Origin of the sequence: Bradyrhizobium liaoningense, assembly GCF_018130785.1 — a bacterium.
In the GTDB taxonomy this organism is placed as follows: Bacteria; Pseudomonadota; Alphaproteobacteria; order Rhizobiales; family Xanthobacteraceae; genus Bradyrhizobium; species Bradyrhizobium liaoningense_A.
Map to the genome: position 1 here is coordinate 145,250 of NZ_JAFCJT010000007.1, position 19,028 is coordinate 164,277.

At 59.8% G+C, this 19,028-nt stretch carries 17 protein-coding genes; 3 read left to right on the forward strand and 14 right to left on the reverse strand.

The genetic code is table 11. The features are described from left to right. Nucleotides 1-91 precede the first annotated feature (91 nt). The 3 genes from JQ627_RS18040 to JQ627_RS18050 all read left to right on the forward strand — a co-directional run bounded on the left by JQ627_RS18040 (nucleotide 92) and on the right by JQ627_RS18050 (nucleotide 2,366). Entirely contained in the window at nucleotides 92-754 is a 663-nt protein-coding gene (locus JQ627_RS18040) for a response regulator transcription factor (protein ID WP_212485493.1), read from the forward strand. Nucleotides 755-1,291: 537 nt separating this feature from the next. After that, entirely contained in the window at nucleotides 1,292-1,822 is a 531-nt protein-coding gene (locus JQ627_RS18045; protein WP_212485494.1) for a DUF1269 domain-containing protein, read from the forward strand. A gap of 355 nt (nucleotides 1,823-2,177) precedes the next feature. After that, the gene (locus tag JQ627_RS18050; RefSeq protein ID WP_249143157.1) at nucleotides 2,178-2,366 is read left to right on the forward strand and encodes a hypothetical protein; all 189 of its coding nucleotides are present in this window, start codon (nucleotides 2,178-2,180) and stop codon (nucleotides 2,364-2,366) included. A 288-nt stretch (nucleotides 2,367-2,654) separates the two neighbouring features. Here the strand turns inward: JQ627_RS18050 and JQ627_RS18055 are convergent, their stop codons facing one another. The 14 genes from JQ627_RS18055 to JQ627_RS18120 form a co-directional block, all read right to left on the reverse strand. Next, the gene (locus JQ627_RS18055; RefSeq protein ID WP_028150075.1) at nucleotides 2,655-2,846 is read right to left on the reverse strand and encodes a hypothetical protein; all 192 of its coding nucleotides are present in this window, start codon (nucleotides 2,844-2,846) and stop codon (nucleotides 2,655-2,657) included. Nucleotides 2,847-4,344: 1,498 nt separating this feature from the next. Continuing rightward, complete coding sequence (locus tag JQ627_RS18060) at nucleotides 4,345-5,058, reverse strand: class II aldolase/adducin family protein (RefSeq protein ID WP_212485496.1); 714 nt, start codon at nucleotides 5,056-5,058, stop codon at nucleotides 4,345-4,347. Continuing rightward, nucleotides 5,055-6,470 (reverse strand): FGGY-family carbohydrate kinase, encoded by a 1,416-nt coding sequence (locus JQ627_RS18065; protein ID WP_212485497.1) that lies wholly within the window; start codon nucleotides 6,468-6,470, stop codon nucleotides 5,055-5,057. The genes JQ627_RS18060 and JQ627_RS18065 overlap by 4 nt, the downstream gene beginning before the upstream one ends. Before the next feature lie 6 nt (nucleotides 6,471-6,476). Next, nucleotides 6,477-7,484, reverse strand: coding sequence for an ABC transporter permease (locus JQ627_RS18070; protein WP_212485498.1), 1,008 nt, complete (start codon nucleotides 7,482-7,484; stop codon nucleotides 6,477-6,479). Continuing rightward, entirely contained in the window at nucleotides 7,481-8,485 is a 1,005-nt protein-coding gene (locus tag JQ627_RS18075) for an ABC transporter permease (RefSeq protein WP_212485596.1), read from the reverse strand. Before JQ627_RS18075 ends, JQ627_RS18070 begins: the two co-directional genes overlap by 4 nt. After that, nucleotides 8,478-9,962 (reverse strand): sugar ABC transporter ATP-binding protein, encoded by a 1,485-nt coding sequence (locus JQ627_RS18080; protein WP_212485499.1) that lies wholly within the window; start codon nucleotides 9,960-9,962, stop codon nucleotides 8,478-8,480. The genes JQ627_RS18075 and JQ627_RS18080 overlap by 8 nt, the downstream gene beginning before the upstream one ends. Before the next feature lie 112 nt (nucleotides 9,963-10,074). After that, complete coding sequence (locus tag JQ627_RS18085; RefSeq protein WP_212485597.1) at nucleotides 10,075-11,076, reverse strand: autoinducer 2 ABC transporter substrate-binding protein; 1,002 nt, start codon at nucleotides 11,074-11,076, stop codon at nucleotides 10,075-10,077. A 546-nt stretch (nucleotides 11,077-11,622) separates the two neighbouring features. After that, on the reverse strand, nucleotides 11,623-13,068 hold the full coding sequence (locus tag JQ627_RS18090; RefSeq protein ID WP_212485500.1) for a GntP family permease: 1,446 nt from the start codon (nucleotides 13,066-13,068) through the stop codon (nucleotides 11,623-11,625). 113 nt (nucleotides 13,069-13,181) lie between these two features. Further along, on the reverse strand, nucleotides 13,182-14,192 hold the full coding sequence (gene yut, locus JQ627_RS18095; RefSeq protein WP_212485501.1) for an urea transporter: 1,011 nt from the start codon (nucleotides 14,190-14,192) through the stop codon (nucleotides 13,182-13,184). 63 nt (nucleotides 14,193-14,255) lie between these two features. Beyond that, nucleotides 14,256-15,206, reverse strand: a complete 951-nt coding sequence (locus tag JQ627_RS18100; RefSeq protein WP_212485502.1) for an urease accessory protein UreD — start codon at nucleotides 15,204-15,206, stop codon at nucleotides 14,256-14,258. Then, nucleotides 15,203-15,847, reverse strand: a complete 645-nt coding sequence (ureG, locus tag JQ627_RS18105; protein ID WP_212485503.1) for an urease accessory protein UreG — start codon at nucleotides 15,845-15,847, stop codon at nucleotides 15,203-15,205. The genes JQ627_RS18100 and ureG overlap by 4 nt, the downstream gene beginning before the upstream one ends. 18 nt (nucleotides 15,848-15,865) lie before the next feature. Then, nucleotides 15,866-16,585: an urease accessory protein UreF gene (locus JQ627_RS18110; RefSeq protein ID WP_212485504.1), complete on the reverse strand. Its 720-nt coding sequence runs from the start codon at nucleotides 16,583-16,585 to the stop codon at nucleotides 15,866-15,868. Then, nucleotides 16,569-17,261 carry an urease accessory protein UreE gene (gene ureE / locus JQ627_RS39635; protein ID WP_212485505.1) on the reverse strand — a complete coding sequence of 231 codons (693 nt, stop codon included), beginning with the start codon at nucleotides 17,259-17,261 and terminating at the stop codon, nucleotides 16,569-16,571. Before ureE ends, JQ627_RS18110 begins: the two co-directional genes overlap by 17 nt. A gap of 10 nt (nucleotides 17,262-17,271) precedes the next feature. Then, nucleotides 17,272-18,993 (reverse strand): urease subunit alpha, encoded by a 1,722-nt coding sequence (locus JQ627_RS18120; RefSeq protein WP_212485506.1) that lies wholly within the window; start codon nucleotides 18,991-18,993, stop codon nucleotides 17,272-17,274. Nucleotides 18,994-19,028 lie beyond the last annotated feature (35 nt).

Consider the following 19,028-nt stretch of genomic DNA (forward strand, 5'->3'; position numbering starts at 1 on the left):
GCTCGGGGATTTTTTCTTTCCTCGTGAATGCCTTGGAACCGTCGTTCTCCACCGGCGGAAGTTTAAATGATGGCTATTTTGGGTGGGTTTGATGAGCGATATTACGATCGCGATTGTTGAGGACCAACCTTTGATGATGACGGCCCTCAAGACCTTTCTTTCGGCGCCGACCGATTTCAAGATCGTCGCCTTCGGCGCCACCGCCGCCGACATGATCCGGCTGGCCCGTTTCCATGTCCCCAGGCTGATGATTCTGAGCCCCTCCGTCCCCGACGAGACCTACGACGCCATCCGCACGATCCGCAACGTCCTGCCTGCGATCAAGATCGTCGCCTACACCTCCCAGCACGGCGTCGACCATGCGGTCCGGGCGCTCGACGCCGGCGCTCACGGCTACGTCCTCAAGCGCTCCTCGGCCGACGAGTTGATGGCCGCCGTTCGGGCCGTGCTGAAGGATGAGACCTATATCACCCAGGGCTTTGCGGTCCGGGTGATCGACGCGCTCCGCAACACCGACGTCCGCCACCGCGTCGCCGAGGCCATCAAGCTCAGTCAGCGCGAGGGACAGATTGTCCGGCTGCTGCTGCGTGGCATGACCAACAAGGAAATCGCTGCGACGCTTCGCATCACCGAAAAGACGGTCAAGCACTACATGACCGAGCTGATGCAGAAGATGCAGGCCAGGAACAGGGTCGAGGTCATCATCGCCGCCCAGAAGATGTCCGAGTACCGACTCCAGTCGCTCGACGCCTGAAATAGGGAAAGGATTCGCGCTGCCCGCCCGGCCGGTTTAGTCCTTCCCGAATCCTGTTCGCATCGCTCCAGAAGGCGATATGCGCCGACAAGACCGAGCCCGATCCGGAGTCCCGGTTTTCGTCTCGAAAACGGGATCTCTCTCGTATCGATCAAATTGCAGAAGCCTCGTTTGCGGGACAAATAACGCGTTCGGTCCTGGTCGGGTTTGCGGACGTCATTCCCGTATCTCACTATCTTGCGCTAACATGGAACGAATTTCAGCATACAAAAATGGCAAAGCGGAAATTGCAAATATGCTGAAGTCGCGCGGTCCCGGCACTTTCCCCTGGCCCCCCGAGGGACCCGGAAAGCAATAGGGGCGTCGCTGGTGCGCGTCTGACTGCAGTGCGTTGCCGCCCGTGCCGGGTGTGCCCGCCGCCTCCCGTTGTGCCCGGAGCGCCGTCATCCGCTATCCGTAGCGGCTTGCCTGTCCCGCGCGACCGGGCGCATCCTCTCTCGCACGGGTAGCAATCGTTCGAGTAGAGGAGCAGAACAGATGAGTGACCTTGTCGTGATTGCATTTCCAACCGAGGCGAAGGCGGAGGAAGTTCGTCAAAAATTGCTGGCCATGCAGAAGGAGTATTTGATCGAACTCGGCGATGCCGTGATCGCGGTGAAAGACAGCAACGGAAACATCAAACTAAATCAACTGATCAATACCACGGCTGCTGGTGCGGCTACTGGCGCCTTTTGGGGCACGCTGATTGGCTTGATCTTTTTAATGCCGCTTGCTGGTGCTGTCCTTGGCGTCGCGTCCGGCACACTCAGCGGATATTTAACGGATGTCGGCATCAACGACAAATGGATGAAAGAGACCGCTGCCGCCGTTCAACCCGGAACCGCGGCACTCTTCGTACTGGTGCGCAAAGTCACGGCGGACAAGGTTCTTGAGAAGCTAAAAGGCGAAGGCGGCACGGTGCTAAAGACTTCTCTCGACCACACTAAGGAAGCAGCCTTGCAAGCGGCGCTGGCGGAGGTCAAAGCGGCGGTACCGGCGGCTTCGCCTCCTGATTTGCCGGGTGCTTGAAACGATGGCGACCGCCTGCCGACGACCGCTCTCGGCATTACTGCAGCCCTCTCTGACGCAGTGACGCCGCGCCGGGGGCGGTCATTGGTGCAGTTCCGGTCCTTTGTGAGGGCCAGAGGCAAGTGCCGGGACCGCGCGACCGCGCCGTATGAATATATTTGCAATTCATCATACCGCGTTAAATTTAGTGCGATCCGTTCACGTGCCTGAGCCCGAGGCGCAGCGTTGACCTAGATCAAGCCATTGATGGCGGTGACGTTCTTCTGAATGGAGAGGGCCGCGTGAGTGTCCGGCTGGGCTTGTTCTTTAATTCCCAGGATTTTGTTTTATTTCGCCAAATGCGTGAGGGATGCAGATGTCGGACAATCCCATCGACGTGATCGAAGCCGCCATTCGCTCCGCCTTCACCATTTACCCAAAGGAAGACGACCCGGATTGGAGAAGTCCGCACTGGATCAAGTCTGAAGAGTGCACGCACTTGGCACAGGGCATACTGCTGGAATTGCACGCAAAGGGATTTGAAATCGTGAAGAGGCAGACCTGATAGATCGGCGGCGGGCCCGCGCAATTGGTCATTTGAAGCGACCAGATCTCGCGACGTGACACAGGCTCGACGCAGGCGGCCAAGGCGCGCCGCTCGACCGGCACCTTGCGGGCGTTACAATTCTTGCCCGTGCGCGCTTCCCAACTGCGACAGATGTCGCAGTAGATTTCTTTCGCGCGCCACCCTTTGTGTACGGGACCGCATAAAATTAAACCAGGAATGCGCGATGGCAAAAATCCTCGTTGGCGTTGTTGCGATGCACCGAACAACGTACGCTCGGCGAGCGGCTCAGGCTGTATGTCGAAGAGAACTTCCATAATGCTTGAAGAAGTTATCTAGCTTCACTGGTTCGCCGGTATCTCGCCAGAACAGTCTTTTACCGAGGCTGGCCGCCACTGCGAGGCGGTGGTGGCCGCCGATTAAAGTATGGTCATCGGATGCTGTTGCGATGATCTCGCCGTCTTCGTCCACGATTTTCATGTGCTGCCTCCAATCCAGCGTGCGGTCAGGCCGCCGCGATGGTGCGCAATCTATCTAACCTTATGCGGGCTCTGGGCGTTCCAACCCATGAAGATCACGGCTTCCATATTCGAATGCGCCACATCGCCGCCCTTTGTGTACCAACTGGCAAGGCCCGATTGCGGAGGGCGCGCGCCAGCACTCGACGGTCCCGGACCTGGAAGCCGCCCGGCGATGACAAATGGGCAAATTGTTTGTTGTGGATCAATTCCAAGGTGTCCAGACAGTCGTAAGCTGCGCCGAAAACGAGGGAGGTTCCACATGGCATCAATCTTCTCGACGCCCCATCCAGAAAAATGCCCTCAATGTGGTTCTGGGTTGGTCCATCTAGAGTGGCGTGAGCGCGTCAATGCCCAAGAAATCCATGATCTTTGGCATTGCTTTAACTGCAAAAGCGAGTTTGTCTCCGCCGCCACTCCTGATGAGAGAGAACCCTCGGTCGTCGAGATAACCAAGCCCTTCTTTACGAGCCTAATAGTCTAATCGACTGGCGTGGCTCGCGCTTTACTTGACGCCTTGACCGCCGACGCGCGCACGAGCCAAGCCGTCCCGGAGCAGCCAAGACACGGGGCGGCGCTCGCCGGCGCTTACGGTGAAACTAGGGCCCACCCTTGGGCCAAGGCGGGATCCGGCTGGCGCGGACTTTTGCACAGCTATCAGTCGCTCAACGGATCGCGGGCAGCACGATCCGAGTGCCAAAGCGGTGTAAGCAACCATCGGATTCAGCCATGCTGACGCCAGTCCGACGGTATCCGCTTGCCGCAATGCTGCGGTGCGGATCGTGCCGGCGGGTGAGGACGGGCATAGGCGCATTTGAGCGGGGCCGGCAAGGTGCGGCGACCCGGATTGGCCGCGCCCGCTACTGGTCGAGCGGCCCCTTCCAATCTGTAAAGTCATATACGGCCCACCATCGATGCAGTGTCTGCCCGCACGCTTTGCAATCGAAACGCCCGCTTGCCACGACCGGTCGCCTTATTTGGATAGCGCTGTGAAGCGCCCCGCAAAACAAGCAACTAAAAAAGACGCGCATTGGTCATCGATCCCCGGTCGAAGTGCACCCCGTGCGTTGGGCCAACTGGGTCGCCATAGTAAAAAGGGCAGTCTGTATCTTGGCAATTCAGGCCAAATATTTGTGAGTTCGCGCCAACGAGGGTTCTTGGTCGCGATGCGGGCGCGGTGAGCCTGGGGTGCAGTGAGTGCACACAATTCACAAAGGACAAAAGGCCCGGCTGGGCCGGGCCCCATTGCACGCCACTCGCGTCGGTGACTTGTGAGTTCAGAGGCCAAAGGACCAACCGATTGCGAGACGCTGGCTCACTGGCGAATCAGTACTGTAATTTTTCGACACAATTGAGGCCAACGACGGTCGTCCCCGAGCATCTCAAGCTCGGCACTTAGAGTTGCTTGCAAGTTTCCTTAGCGAAGAGAAGAGACTAGCCGCGTTCAACGACACTCTGAGTCAATGTGGCGCCAGTTTCGACTGAGGCATGGCGCGTGGAACATCACCGACGTCGTCAAGATCGGGCGCCTGGCCGTAGCCCATGCGTTTCATCTGTTCGTGGACCTGTGCCATTTCGGTCTCGCTGAGGCGCGGAGGTTCGCCGATCGCCAGCGCGTGGACATACATCTTCGCCAGGGTCTCCACCTCCACGGCAAGCCAAAGCGCCTTTTCAAGTGTCTGCGCCGTTACGATCAAGCCATGATGGCCGAGCAAGCAGGCATTTCGTCCTTCGAGCGCATTAACGGCATAATCCGACAGCGCCTGCGTGCCAAAACAGGCATAAGGCGAACAACGGATGTCGTTGCCACCGGCTACCGCGACCATGTAGTGGAAGCAGGGAATGCCACGCTCGTGCACGGCGAGAATGGTGCTGAAGGTCGAATGCGTATGAAGCACGACGTTTATGTCGTCACGCGCTCGCAGAATATCGCGATGAAAACGCCATTCTGAAGAAGGGCGATGGTTGCCCTGGTAATTCGCGGAAAAATCCATCGCGACAATGTCTTCTGGCCGCATGCGCTCGTAGGGCAAGCTTGTCGGTGTGATTAGCATGCCGTTTGGAATCCGGTGCGAAAGATTGCCGGAAGTTCCTTGGTTGAGACCGTTTCGGTTCATCTCCTTGCAGGTATCGACGATGCCCTGGCGGAGATCGGCATGATTGCGGTCTGTCATGATGGGTGCTCCGAAAAAGAAATCCAGGATTGATAGGCGGCGGAAAGGGAGCGTTTGCACTCGTCCTCGCCGAGCGGCGTGACAGCTTCAAGCACCACGCTCGAAACCGGAATCGTACGCGAAAATCTCCGCCACAGCAGCGCCGCGCCGAGCGCCGTTCCATCCCGCGACTGGCTCACCGAGACGCTCTGCGACGGCCGCAACGTGGCCAGAGCACGCGCGAAGGGCAGGTTGGCGGAAAAACCACCGTCGATGACGATGTGTTTCGAGCTGCCAAGCGCATCTAGACAGCGGTTTGCGCTGAATGCGGCGTAGAGGACTGCCAACCCCTGCCATTCGGCTGGCGTCTCGGGCGGCGGTCCGATAATGCGTCCGCGGTGAGCTGCACCGGGGAACAGTCCATCATCCCCAACGAAGGAGGGGAGTGCCAGGGTTCCAAGGGCCAGTAGACTCGGCAATGCGGTGAGGACAGCTGCGTCAGAAGCGTCGTGGTCTCTGCTGATCGAGTCATATTCGCGGCCTGTCGCGATCAGCGTGGAGGGTACGTTCTCACCGTCGACATCGATATTGAGCACCATGCCGCGTGTGGCGTCGAGCTTGTCTAGCGCGAGGCCGCGCTGAAAGCCGATCATCCAGGTGCCTGTTGATAGGATCGAGGTATCGGCCAGGCCGGCGGCCTTGTAGCGGAACAGGTTGGCGTTGGAATCATGCACGCCGCAGAGGATTTCGGTCGAGCGCGCCAAGCCGGTACGTTTGGCTACGGCCTCCGAAACCCTCCCTAGCACCGCACCGGCGGATGCCCGCTCCGGCAGAAGACGGTCCCAGCCGCGCTTGCGCATCAGGGAGGAAGGCTGATGGTGGAAAAGGTCCCAGATATGGCTCTGAGCCGCGAGCTGTGAAATTTCACTTGCAGCACGCCCGCCGAGCCGCAAGGCGAAATACTGCGCAGTCGTAAGATAGGTTTTCGCGCGGGCGAATTCGGCGGGATATGCGCGTTCCTGCCAGAGCAATTGCTTGCCGAGCCGCATCGCGCCGCTGATACCGCAAAACACTTCATCATAGGCAGGCGCAATCCGGGCGTAGGCCTGGTCGATCTCAGGCGGCGAGACTGCATCATAGTCCATCATCGGCAGCACTGGCTCGTCACCTTCGACAAGCACGGCGCCACACCCATGCGCGGTCGCGATCACCGCGCCGATGGTGTGGCGTTGCGTCACCACGGCCAAGGTGTCGAGGAACCACTCTTCCAGCCCGGCAAGATCATAGGCGAGGTATGGTCCTGTCGTGGTCGGCACATTCGGGATCGAAAGTGTTTCGAGCGGCCAGCCATCCTCACTCGCGACCAGCAGTTTCAGATTCGTCTTGCCAATGTCGAGAACCGCGATCCGGGGAGAGGCTTCCGATCTTGTCATCGTTGTCTACCGGGGCGCTTTGCCGCCCAGATGAGGAACCGCGGCAACGGCAATCAGGATGCCACCCCAGATCGCCAGAGTGAGGAACTGGCTGAGATTGAGAAGGTTGAACGCCGAGGAGATCACCTGAAGGATGATCAGCGCAAGCAGCAATCCACCGACTTTGCCAAAGCCGCCAAATGGATCGACGCCACCGAGCACTGCTGCAAGAATGGTGACGAGCAGATAGCTCTCGCCATATGCCGCGTTGGCTGAATTGAAACGTGCCAGCATGACGACTGCTGCGACACCGGCGAGCAGGCTCGAGAGGACATAGAGCTTGAGCAGGACGGCGCGGGTATCGACGCCGGAGTAGCGGGTTGCCTTCTCGTTCGAGCCGATCATGTAAACCCTTGCCCCGAAGGGCGTTGCGTTTAGCATGAGCGCGACGGGTAACGCACAGAGCGCCAGCACGATCAGGGCAAAAGGCACCCCGAGAACCGTTCCATTGCCGATGAAAACAATGGGCTCCGGAAATCCGGAGATGACATTGCCGCGTGTCAGGCCGATCGCGAGTCCCTTGCAGAGTGTCATGGTGCCGAGGGTTGCGAGGATCGGCGAAACGCCGAGATAGGCGATGACAAATCCGTTGACCAGGCCGACCAGTGCAGCGACGGCAAACCCTGCCGCAATCGCCAGCACCTGCACGCCGGCCCAGGCAATGCCCTGGGTGCCCGGAATGTAGTGCGTCAGCAGGAAGGCAATGGTCAGTCCGGAGAGATTAGCGGTGGCGATGATGGAAAGGTTAAGGCCGCCCGATAGCAGGGCCAGCATCATCGCAAGCGAAAGGATGCCGAGCTCCGGCATCTGGAAGGCCATCGATTGCAGCGTGTTGACGGAGAAAAACCGGTCGCCGATGGTAATGGCGAACACCAACCAGAGCGCGACCAACAACAGGATGAGGGTTGCGATCGTCCCGCTGCCGGCCAAACGGATCAGGCGTCCGCGAAGGGCGAGGGTGGACGCATTTCTCATGGCCGCGCGCTCCGGGTCCGTCGTTCTCGCTGCGACCAGGCTGTCGCCGAGACCGAGATCAGGATGACCAACCCGACAAAAAATGGCGACCAGTAGGACGAAACGCCCAGCAAAATGATTCCATTCTGCAGGATGGCGAGCAGTGCCAACCCCAGAAACGTGCCGAGAACGGTCCCGACACCGCCCATCAGGCTGGCGCCGCCGAGCACGACGGCCGCAACCACGTCAAGCTCCTTGCCCACCAGCACCGTCGGAGCGACGGACTGTGCAAGCTGCGCCTGGACCAGCGAGGCGATACCGGCCATGACCCCCATGTAGCAATAGACCAGCATGTTGAGGCCGAAGACATGGAAGCCAAGTCGCTGCGCGGCATCGGTATTGCCCCCCATGGCGTAGATCTGACGACCGATATTGCTACGATTGAGCAGGAGCCAGGTGAACAGAAATGAGAACCCGAGCGCGAGGATCTGCAGGTTGACGCCGTAGGACGTATCCTTGCCCCAATCGAACTCGAACCAGAATATCCCGGTCGCGAACCAGTCGGGTAACGAATAGATGTATTTACCGCCCGTGAAAAAAATCAGCAGCCCATAGAAAATGTTCAACGTTGCCACGGACACGATGATTGATGGTATCCGAAGCTTCTGGATGAAGATCGCGTTGAGGGCGCCGAGCGTACCGCCAATGCCGATCGCGATCGCAAAAACGCAGACCCAGTTCGCGCCGTATGCGTTCGCCACCGTAAGCGTGACATATTGCGCCACCGATGCCGTCGCCGTGAAGGAGATGTCGATTCCGCCGGCGATCAGCACCACGAGCAGCCCGAGGGCGAGGATGCCTACGAATGCGTAGGAGGTCAGCAGGTCGAACAGATTCTGCATGGTCAGGAACTGGCCGTTCGCCGCGCCCAGGCTGGCGCAGAGCACGAGGATCACGATCAACAGCCAGAACTCATGGCTGCGCCGAAACCTGCCAAATGAAGCAAACCGCGATTTAGGCATTGACCGCCTGCCGAAGCGCATCTTCGGAGGTGTCTGCGGCCATCACGTCAGCGGTCAAACGCCCTTCGCGCATCACCAGCACGCGATGGCTGTGATAAAGTACCTCGGGGATTTCGTCTGATATCATCAGCACTGCGACGCCCTCGCGGGCCAGCCGCCGGATGATCTCATAAATCCCATCCTTAGCGCGGATGTCGACACCGACCGTTGGGCTATCAAGGATAAGCACTCGTGGGTTGGTCGCCATCCATTTGGCGAGCACGATCCGCTGCTGATTGCCGCCAGAGAGCGTCTTGACCGGGTTGTTGGGATCAGACACTTTGATTCCGAGTTCGGCGACCCATCGCGCAACATGGCTTTGCCGCGCGCGTGTGCCAATCAGGCCGAATGCACCAGCGAGACGTTCCAGCACAGTCAGCGTGACGTTCGACGTGATCGACTGGTCAAGGATGAGGCCAAGCGTGAGCCTGTCCTCAGATACATAAGCGATGCCTCGACGGATCGCGTCTGCATTCGTGTTCAGCACGACGCGGTGGCCGTCAAGCGCCATGGTGCCTCGATCAGGCGGGTTCATGCCGAACAGCGACAGTGCGAGCTCGGTTCGGCCCGATCCAAGCAATCCGGTAAGCCCCACGACTTCTCCGGCGCGCAGTTGCAAGCTCACATCGTCGTAGTCACCATCGCGGCCAAGGCCCTGGACTTCGAGGACAACCGCACCCACGGCTAGGTCGGGCACCTGCTTCTGATACTCGAAAGCTTTCCCGGTCATCAGGTGACTGAGTTTGCTGCCGTCGATGGCCGCTGCGGCAAAGGTGCCTACCTTGGCGCCGTCCCGCAACACCGTCACGCGTTCGGCGATCTCAAGCACCTCGTCGAGGCGATGGCTCACGAATACGACGCAGATACCGCTTCGTTTCAGGTCGCTGACGAGCTTGATCAAGGTGTTGACCTCGTGGCGGGTCAGCGACGCTGTCGGCTCATCCATGATGAGGAGTTTGGCATCCGCCGCCAGGGCCCGGCAGATCGCGACCAGCTGGCGTCCGGCAATGCTGAGTTCGGAGACTTTTGTTTCCGGATCGACCTCAATACCGACCTTCGCCATTGTGGCCATGGCGATGGCCCGCATAGAGGACCAGTTCACCGTGTGGACGCCGCCAAGATGGTGCGCCATGGCGATGTTCTCGACGACGGTGAGGTTGGAGAATAGCGATAGATCCTGATAGATGACCTGAATGCCGCAATGGGTGGAGTAGACCGGGCTTAGTTTTGGGTACTCCTTGCCGGAAATGACGATCCGGCCCCCTGGTTCCGGCGCCTCGACGCCGGAAATGATCTTGATCAGCGTCGACTTGCCGGATCCGTTTTCGCCGACAAGGCAATGCACCTCTCCGACCTCCAGCGTCAGATCGACGTCGCGAAGCGCATGCACGCCGCCGAAACGCTTTGATATGCCGGACATCTCCAGGAAAGTCGTCAAGGCTTCGTCCTGTAATGTGACCGCTTGTCAAGCGATCGCCTCGACGCGGATCGCATTCCCGGCCGGAAAGCCGGGAATGCGGCGCGACGAGGCGGCTGGGGCCGGTGTAGTTCTAGAGTCCTCCGGCGATCAGTCCGTCGATGGTTTCTTTGTTGATCCGCATGATCTTGTCGACCTTGATCTGCTTGCCGGCCACATCGACCGCTGCCTTGCCGAGGCCGGGAACATCGACGCCATCCGTGATTGGCTTGCCATCAAGCACGAGCTTGGCAACTGCAACCATAGCGTAACCTGCATCGGTGGGATTCCACAGGAAACCTTCGCGGATGGTATCATCCGCGATGAGCGATTTCGCCTGGCTCGGCAGCACGGTGCCGACCACGGCGATCTTCTTGCCAAGGCGTTGTTGGCGCACCGCATTGCCGGCCCCGATCGGTCCATTCGAGCCGAAGCCGAGAATGCCGCGCAGGTTCGGATAGGCCTTGATCACGTCAAGCGTCGTGCGCTGGCTGGTATCGATCTCGTCGGCGCCGGGGAAACGGTCGGCGACGAGCTTCATTTTCGGGAAATTCTTCTGCTGATAGGCAATCGCGGCGTCGGCCCATTTGTTGTGAAGCGGCGTCGTCAAGGTCCCGACATAAACCACGTAGTCGCCTTCGCCGCCCATGTCCTTGGCGAGACGCTCCATCTGCACTTCACCGAAGCGAACGGAATCGATCAATTCCACGTTCCAGTCACGGCCTTCCTGTTCGGGGCCCTCATGGGTGATGACTTTGATGCCGGCCGCCTGGGCGCGCTTGAGCACCGGCTCGCACACTTTGACGTCCAGCGGCACCAAGCCGATCACGTTGACCTTCTTGGCGATCAGATCATCGAGCAGCTTTACCTGTTGTGCCGGATCGACGTTCGCCGGTCCAACCATGGTGGCATTGATGCTGAAGTCCTTGGCGCCCTTCTGGATTCCCTTTTCAAGAGCGTTGAACCACGGAATGCCGGCGATCTTCACGACCGTGACCATTTCCTTTTGAGCCTGCGCAAAAGCAAACCCCGGAAAACCGGTACCGGCGATCACCGCCGCACCACCAAGCATTTTGAGTGTCTGGCGTCTGTCCATTGTTCCCTCCCAGGAAGCTATTTTTAGCCTCCGCTCCTTTACCCGGCACTCGCCTGGCGGAGCAGTTGGCTTCATTCTTGATTGGCGGCGAAAATTTCACCTCCAGCCTCAGGACTCGCGTGCGGATTAGAGACCAACGCTACGAAAGGTGTCAAGCAAGTGACATGTCAGCCAGCCCCGCCTGTGGCGATGTCCGGGCATGGCCATGGCCGACCTGCAGCTAGCAACCGCCAAAGTCTGCCTTCACGAAGAGAGCGGATCAAATCCTTACAAACGCAGGCAGATCACGACCGGCGGAAGTCTTTGGGGGAGGTTGTTGCGGTCCCCGAATTGAACCCACCGTTCGACCAGCTTCTGAGTTCAGGCGGGCGATCGGAGCAAATATCGCAGATTTGCGTCGTGTGGGGAGAGGCGGCAGTACTCTCCCGACTCGAACCCCCGACAGCTCGCAGAGCGGGGGATCGCCTCGAGCGAGTTACTCCACTCCAGCGTATCCGCTCTGAACTTCAGTCGAGAACCAAGCTTGAATTGCTGGATCTGAAATCGTCAAAATGACCCGAACACCGTGCCCAGGACAAGGACAGCAGCAAGTGCGATGATGCAGGTGACGATCACGGTCATCACCATATCGAAGTAACTCTCGCGATGGGTCAGCCCGCTGATCTGAAGCAGCAACAGGACCGTGCCGTTGTGCGGCAGCGCATCGAGCGTGCCAGCGCCAATCGTGGTCACGCGATGCATCAGCTCAGGATTGATGCCGTGCTCGGCGGCGAGCCGCAAGAAGGTGTCGCCGAGTATATTGAGCACGATTGCCATTCCCCCGGAGGCGGTGCCGGTAAGCGCAGCGAGCGCGTTCACGGCGATCGTGAGAGAGATAAGGGGGCCTCCGCCAACCGCGAGTAGCGCGTCACGTACGTCCGCGAACGCGGGCAGCGCGGCAATGACAGCCCCAAAGCCGACGAGACTGGCAATCATCAGGATTGGCATGACGGAGGAGGCGGCGCCAGCATCCAAACTTTCCCGCAACGCCGGGAAACGCCTGAAGTTGAAGACAATGACGGTCAGGGTCGCAGTCGCGAGCGCAATAACAACCGACCAGACGCCGGCCACCGCTCCGATCGTGGTCTCGCCCCACACCTCTTTGGCCAAGAACGAAAAATCCAGCCGTGGGAGGACGACTAGCGACAGTAGGAAGTTCGTACAGATGACCACAACCAGCGGCAATGCGGCAATCACAAAGGGGGGGAGACTAGCACTGTGCTTGCCATGCTGAAATTCAGCTGGATCGAAATCGCCGGCAGCTGACGCCTGCATGCGAACGGTCTCGTCGATGGCGGGAGACACCTCCGAACTGTGATCATAGCCCTCGCCGGCCCTGCGCGCGGCGCTTTCTGCACGGCGGAGCCACCACATGCCGATGACAAAAATGATGATCGAAGCGATGATACCCAGACCCGGCGCCGCGAAGGTCGTTGTGCCGAAGTACGGCATCGGAATGGCATTGTTGACAGACGGCGTTCCCGGCATTGCCGACATCGTGAACGTGAACGCCCCGAGACCGATGGTCGCCGGCATCAAGCGACGCGGGATGTTCGCAGCCTGGAACATCTCTTTCGCCATGGGGACCAACACGAAAAAGGCAACAAAGACGCTCACGCCGCCGTAGGTCACCGCTGCCGAAGCCAGCACCACTGAGAGCATCGTGCGGTGTGTTCCCAACCGTTCAGTCAGAAAACGCGCGATAGAGGTGATCGAACCGCTGTCGTCCATCAGCTTGCCGAACAACCCGCCAAGCAGGAACATCGGAAACCACTGCGTAACGAATCGGCCAGCACCGGGCATAAAGGTCTGCGTCCAATGAGCGAGAAGCGGCTCACCCGAAATCGCCGCGGCCAGCATGGCAGCCACCGGCGCCACCATGAGTACACTCCACCCTCGATAGGCGAGCCACATCAACAGAGCGAGCCCGAGCAGTATTCCGACGAGTCCCATCGTTCAGCCCTCCACCAGCAACAACCTCAAATCTGCGATTTGGTGACGTCCGCGCTGGTCCAGGAGCGCTGCGCAAATCATGCCGGACATGTGAGCTCCAAAAAAATGGAAATCTAGCTTGTGCGCACTGTCTCGGCATCGTCTGCCGCGGCCGGCTCGAAGCATTGACGTGGAAGAAGGAAGATCCATGTGACGAACACGAACGGCGCCGTAAGCGCAGGGATGGCGAGAGGCGTCAAGGCAACGTTCAGTGCCGCTTGTGCGATGACCGTCACCAGCGTGCCCAGCATGGCGTAGATCGCGACCCGCCAGCTCGGTCGGTAGAACACGGCACCCAGTGCGATCGCCGTCAGAACAGGGCTGAAACCGAGAAGACCGCCGGTGATCAGCTCGCTTTCGGCGCCAAAAAGATGGGCCGTCAGAACTGCCACTATCGCACCGGCGAGAGCGAATGCGGCGGCACTCAATGAGTTCACCGCCAGACCGACGAGCAGTAGCAGGGCGGCCACGCCGTTCGCCTTCAGGAAGACCTGTGAGACGCTTTGAAGCACACCCTGGAGGAGGTCGATCAGCTTGAGTGGGCTGGCCTCGTAGGGGTGAAACGCAACGACAACGTTGCCAGCCGGTAGTGCAGCCCCCACGAGGCCGGAAAATCCATACGTGGCCAGCAGAAGCAGCCATGTCGTGAGCACGAACGGAAACGTGAGGCTGGATACACCCCAGGGCTTGAGGGCGTTGACAGTCCCAAGCATCGCGATGACCGAAACCGCCGCGCCCAACACCACATAGATCCACATGAGTGCGTTCGGAGCCAGAAATGTCGCCAACGCAAGTCCGACAAGGACGCCGTTGTATCCGTAGAGCCCTGCATGGAGTGACTCGCGATCGGCGTTAAGCCATTGCGCCGTCAGGTTTGCCACGACGACAGCGAGGACACCGGCAATTACCACTCGGGGGACGCCAGCCGCGTATGAAGCCCAGCCGATCGCGGCCAGAAAGAGAATCCCGGTTAGCGGGTTGTTCTGAAACATGACTTGCCCGATGCCGCGCAAATTGATGTCCAGGAACCGCACGATGCCTGACGACGCGGCGAGGCCTTCCCACTTTGCCAAGATCGTTTCCACTGCTGCCTCCTCGAACGTGTCGACATCAGCTGTTGGAGATCACCTGTTGGTGCCGTTGGTCCGCTAGCGCCATAGATAGGGCGGTGGCAGCGCGGCGCCGATGATCTCCTGACGCACCACGCTCCAGAACTCGCGCACCTTGGCTTTCACTTGCGCGGTTTCGCGGCCCAATACCTTGAAGATCACGCCAGCATCATTGGGCAAACGACAGGCTCCGAACGCAACACCGTCCGCAAGGTTGACATCGGCCCCCGCGCGCTCGTGGATCCGGTCTGCCTTGTCCTTGGGGGCGCACAGGATCACGTTGGCGAACACATCAAAGGAATCCATCACGCCAGTCTGCCGCATCGCATATCGCCGCGGTTCGATTACCAGCTTCTCGGAGAACAAGGAACGACCATCGGGCCGCGCCGCTGCCGTTGATACCGACAGCACGGTTGCTCCGAAGCACTCGTCGGGATGATGGTGCTTTCGGCCCGGTTGAATGATTTCCGAGAGCAGCAATGTGGCTGACGGAGCAACGGAGATTTGTGTGTCGCTGACAAACCGAGAGTGCCGGTGCGGGATCACGGGCTCGGGAAGAAACTCCAGGTATGCGTCGTCGGCAAGCGCAATAGCTTGGCTTTGCGCCGCGTAATTGGCGTCCATCGCATGGATCTTGGTTGCCGATTGGGAGGTGAGGTGAGCTTGCGCGCCCGGATGAAGGGTGATGTCCAGACCGAGCCTGTCTCCCTGCAGCAGGCAGCCCGTGGTGGTGATCAGGAACACGTAGGCCAAACCTGGCATTTGTTCGTCGCAATGCAACGCGCGCTGCACCATGTAGGGAGAACGGCGTTCCAGGTTTGCCAGGATCGTCTCGCCCGAGCGGCGCTCGAAGCCCAGACGGAGGAAGCCCGTCTTGCCCACAGTGCCGCTGCTCATTTGCGGCGGCTCGTCCTGGAACGAGGCGAATTCCGGCATCGATGCGCCGAGCGTTTCAGCGCGTGTCCAGGGAGGAAAGGCCGCCGGTATCATGCTGAGCGCCGCGCGCGCGGATTGATATCGAACAGAAATTCCCGCTCGATCAGCGCGACCAACTCCGGAATGCCTTCCCCCGTCTTGCAGTTCGTGAACAGGAACGGCTTGCTACCGCGCATCATCCGCGAATCCTGCTCCATCACGTCAAGGCTGGCCCCGACATAGGGGGCAAGATCTGTTTTATTGATCACCAGGATGTCGGAATACGTGATCCCGGGTCCGTTCTTGCGAGGGATCTTATCGCCCGCGGCGACGTCGATTACATAAATGAAGTAGTCCACCAGCGCCGGCGAAAAGGTCAGCGTGAGATTATCGCCGCCGCTTTCGATCAGCACAACGTCGCTATCCGGAAAACGCTGTTCCATATCCTCGACCGCTGCGAGGTTCATGCTTGGATCTTCGCGCACCGCAGTATGAGGGCAGGCACCTGTCTCCACTCCGAGAATACGTTCCTGGAGCAGAACACCCTTGAGCGTACGCTGAACGTGCTTGGCGTCTTCGGTCGTTACCACGTCATTGGTGATGATAAGCACCTTGATGCCGAGGTCTAGCAAGCGCGGTGTAATGGCTTCCACGATCGCGGTCTTGCCTGATCCGACCGGCCCGCCGATGCCGATGCGCGTGATATTGTTCGACATCAGAAGCTCCCTTCAACGTCAGCTCATGAACAGGCGCACATGGGCCCTGGTGTGGATCGCCGTCAGAATTTCCGTCAACGGAGCAAAGCCCGCCATGTCCGACAGCCGCGCCGCCGCGACGGTCGCGTACATCCCTTCCGTTTGCCCGGTAAGCTCGAAGAGAATCTTCTGCGTCTCGATGTGGCTGACTTTCATCAATCGTAAGGCCGCACCAAGGATCGTTGTCGCAACGCCATACTGGTGTACGACAAACGCCTGGCTGGCAGGCAGATCCTGTACGGCAAAATTGATGGCCAGGGCTATCGGGTAGCAACCGGGGGTAACGGACTTTTCAATGCATTCACGCCAGGTGCGAAGCAGCGGCGCGCCCACTACCTCCACGCCCATCTCCGTGAACTTCTTGCCCATGCGAACTGACATTGTCCGCACTTCGTCTGAAAGCTTGCGCGAATATACCTGCGCATCGATCCGGGCAAGGGTATCGACGTCGCTGGCCGTTGCCGCCCGATGCGCGGCGATCAGCGCGATACAATCGCCGCGCGCCGCCTGCTCCAACGCGGTGCGCGCGAACGCTCGAAGCGTAGCCGCGTCGGTGACGACACCTTTCTGAATGGCGGATTCGAGGCCGGAAGAGAACGCGAATGCGCCAATGGGAAACATCGAGTCTCCAAACTGCAGCATCCGCGAAAGAAATGCGGTGCTTCTCGTCGCATCGACGCCATCATTCTCGATGGTCATGAGCAGAACCGGCCGTTGCTGGCGATATTCGTCCCTGGGCGGGGGCTTCCTGATGAGGATGGACGTGCGTCGGTGGGCGTCCGTACACACGTCCCGTCTCGGCCTCGACACCGGCATAGTTCTCATGGGTGTGCGAATGCACCGGCCCCTCTGCACCACCGAAGAGCCGACGTGATTCATGCGGGGCGAGGTAGGGAACGACCTCTCGGCGGGATACGAACTCGTAGCGGATTCCCTCAAAACGGTGGGTATTCATGACGGATGCCATCACCTTGCGATCGACGGTGAGCGGGACATAGACGAGATTGTCCTTGACCAATGCCGGCCAATGCTGATTACCCATGGCGTGGCCAAGTTCAACGCAGGTGCGCATTGCCACTTCGGGCACGAGTCTCGCTAGACCGTCCAGATGCACGATCATCACGTCACGCAGTTCGATTCGCGCGACAAGCGCCGAGAGCGCTTGGGCATCCCAGAGCAGCACGTCGCCGTCGCGGATATGGGTGCCGCGGTCGATCGAGACTGCGATCTCCACACCCTTTGCAGTCGTCTTGCGAAAGCGGCTCTTCTGCGCTTCCCACTGGTCGATCTCCAGCAAGTCCGTGTTCGCGGCAGACAGGCGCTCGGCCCATTCGCGATCGCCGATGTTGCCGAGAACGGTCTGGATGACGATCACGGCACGCTCCTCAACTAAAGAAATACTTCTGGTTTAGCGAGATCGTCGTCAATGGCTGCACGGTCGCGTGCTTGCCGTCGACGGTCACGGCGAAAGTCTCCGGACTTACTTCAATTTTCGGAGTCCCGGCATTTCGGACCATATCGCGCTTGCCGATCTTGCGCACGTTTCGCACCGGCATCACCTGCCGGCGAAGCCCCAGCTGCTCCTTGATCCCGGCAGTGTGAGCGACGCCGGAGACGAACGTGATGCAGTTGGCCGCCAACGCATCACCGTAGGCGCCGAACATGGGCCGATAGTAGGTGGGCTGCGGCGTCGGCAGCGACGCGTTTGGGTCGCCCATCACCGCCCAGCTTATAAAGCCGTTCTTGATCACAAGCTTCGGCTTGGCGCCGAAGAACGCCGGCTCCCACAGGACGAGGTCGGCGATCTTGCCGACCTCGACGGAGCCCAGCACGTCGGCAATACCATGCGTGATCGCCGGGTTGATCGTGATCTTCGCCACGTAGCGCAGCACCCGGAAATTGTCGTTGCCGGGCGCGTCCTCCGGCAGCTTGCCGCGTCCAGTCTTCATCGCATCAGCGGTCTGGATGCAACGCAGCCAGCATTCGCCGATGCGTCCCATGGCCTGGGAATCGCTTGAGAACATCGAGATTACGCCGAGATCCTGAAGGACGTTTTCCGCGGCGATGGTTTCAGCGCGGATACGGCTCTCGGTGAACGCAACGTCCGACGGGATGTCGGGGCTGAGGTGGTGACAGACCATGATCATGTCATAGAGCTCCGCCTGCGAATTGATGCCGTAGGGGAGCGTGGGGTTGGTCGAAGACGGCAAGACGTTGGGAAGGCCCGCGATCTTGATGATGTCAGGGGCGTGGCCGCCGCCGGATCCTTCGGTATGAAACGAATGGACCGTCCGCCCCTCGAATGCCTCGATCGAATCGTCGACGAAACCGGATTCGTTCAGCGTGTCGGTATGGATGCACACTTGAGTGTCGGTCTCGTCTGCGACTGTCAGCGCGGACCGAAGCACCGCGGGGGTGGTGCCCCAGTCTTCATGACATTTCACGCCGACCGCGCCCGCCTCGATCTGTTCAACCAGGGCCGCCTTGCCGTGTCCGTGCCCCTTGCCGAGAATGCCGACGTTGAGCGGCCAGTTTTCGAACGCGCGTAACATCATTCTGATGTTTCCGGGACCCGACGTGACCGTCGTCGCGTAGGAGCCGTCCGAAGGACCGGTACCGCCACCGATCAAGGTCGTGGTGCCGTTTGAGAGCGCTGCCTGCGCCTGCTGCGGAGAAATGAAGTGAATGTGTGTATCGATCCCGGCGGCCGTCAGGATCAGATGTGAGCCCGAGATGGCATCGGTGGTAAGGCCGATCTCCAGGCCAGGTGTAACGCGATCCATCGTCTGCGGATTGCCGGCCTTGCCGATCGCACTGATGCGGCCGTCCCTGATTCCCACATCCGCCTTTACCACGCCCAGCACGGCGTCAATCACGGTCACGTTGGTGATCACGAGATCAGGAGCACCGCCCGCCCGCGTCACCTGATTGTCCATGCCCATGCCTTCACGCATGCTCTTGCCGCCGCCGAAGACGAGCTCGTCGCCGTAGCCACCGCGTAAATCGCGCTCAATCTCGACGAACAAGCCGGTATCGCCCAATCGGATGCGATCACCCGTCGTCGGACCGAAGAGGCCGACATATTCTTTCCGAGACATGGTAGGCATACTGGCCCTCGTTCAAGATTTGCCTTTGGACGTGA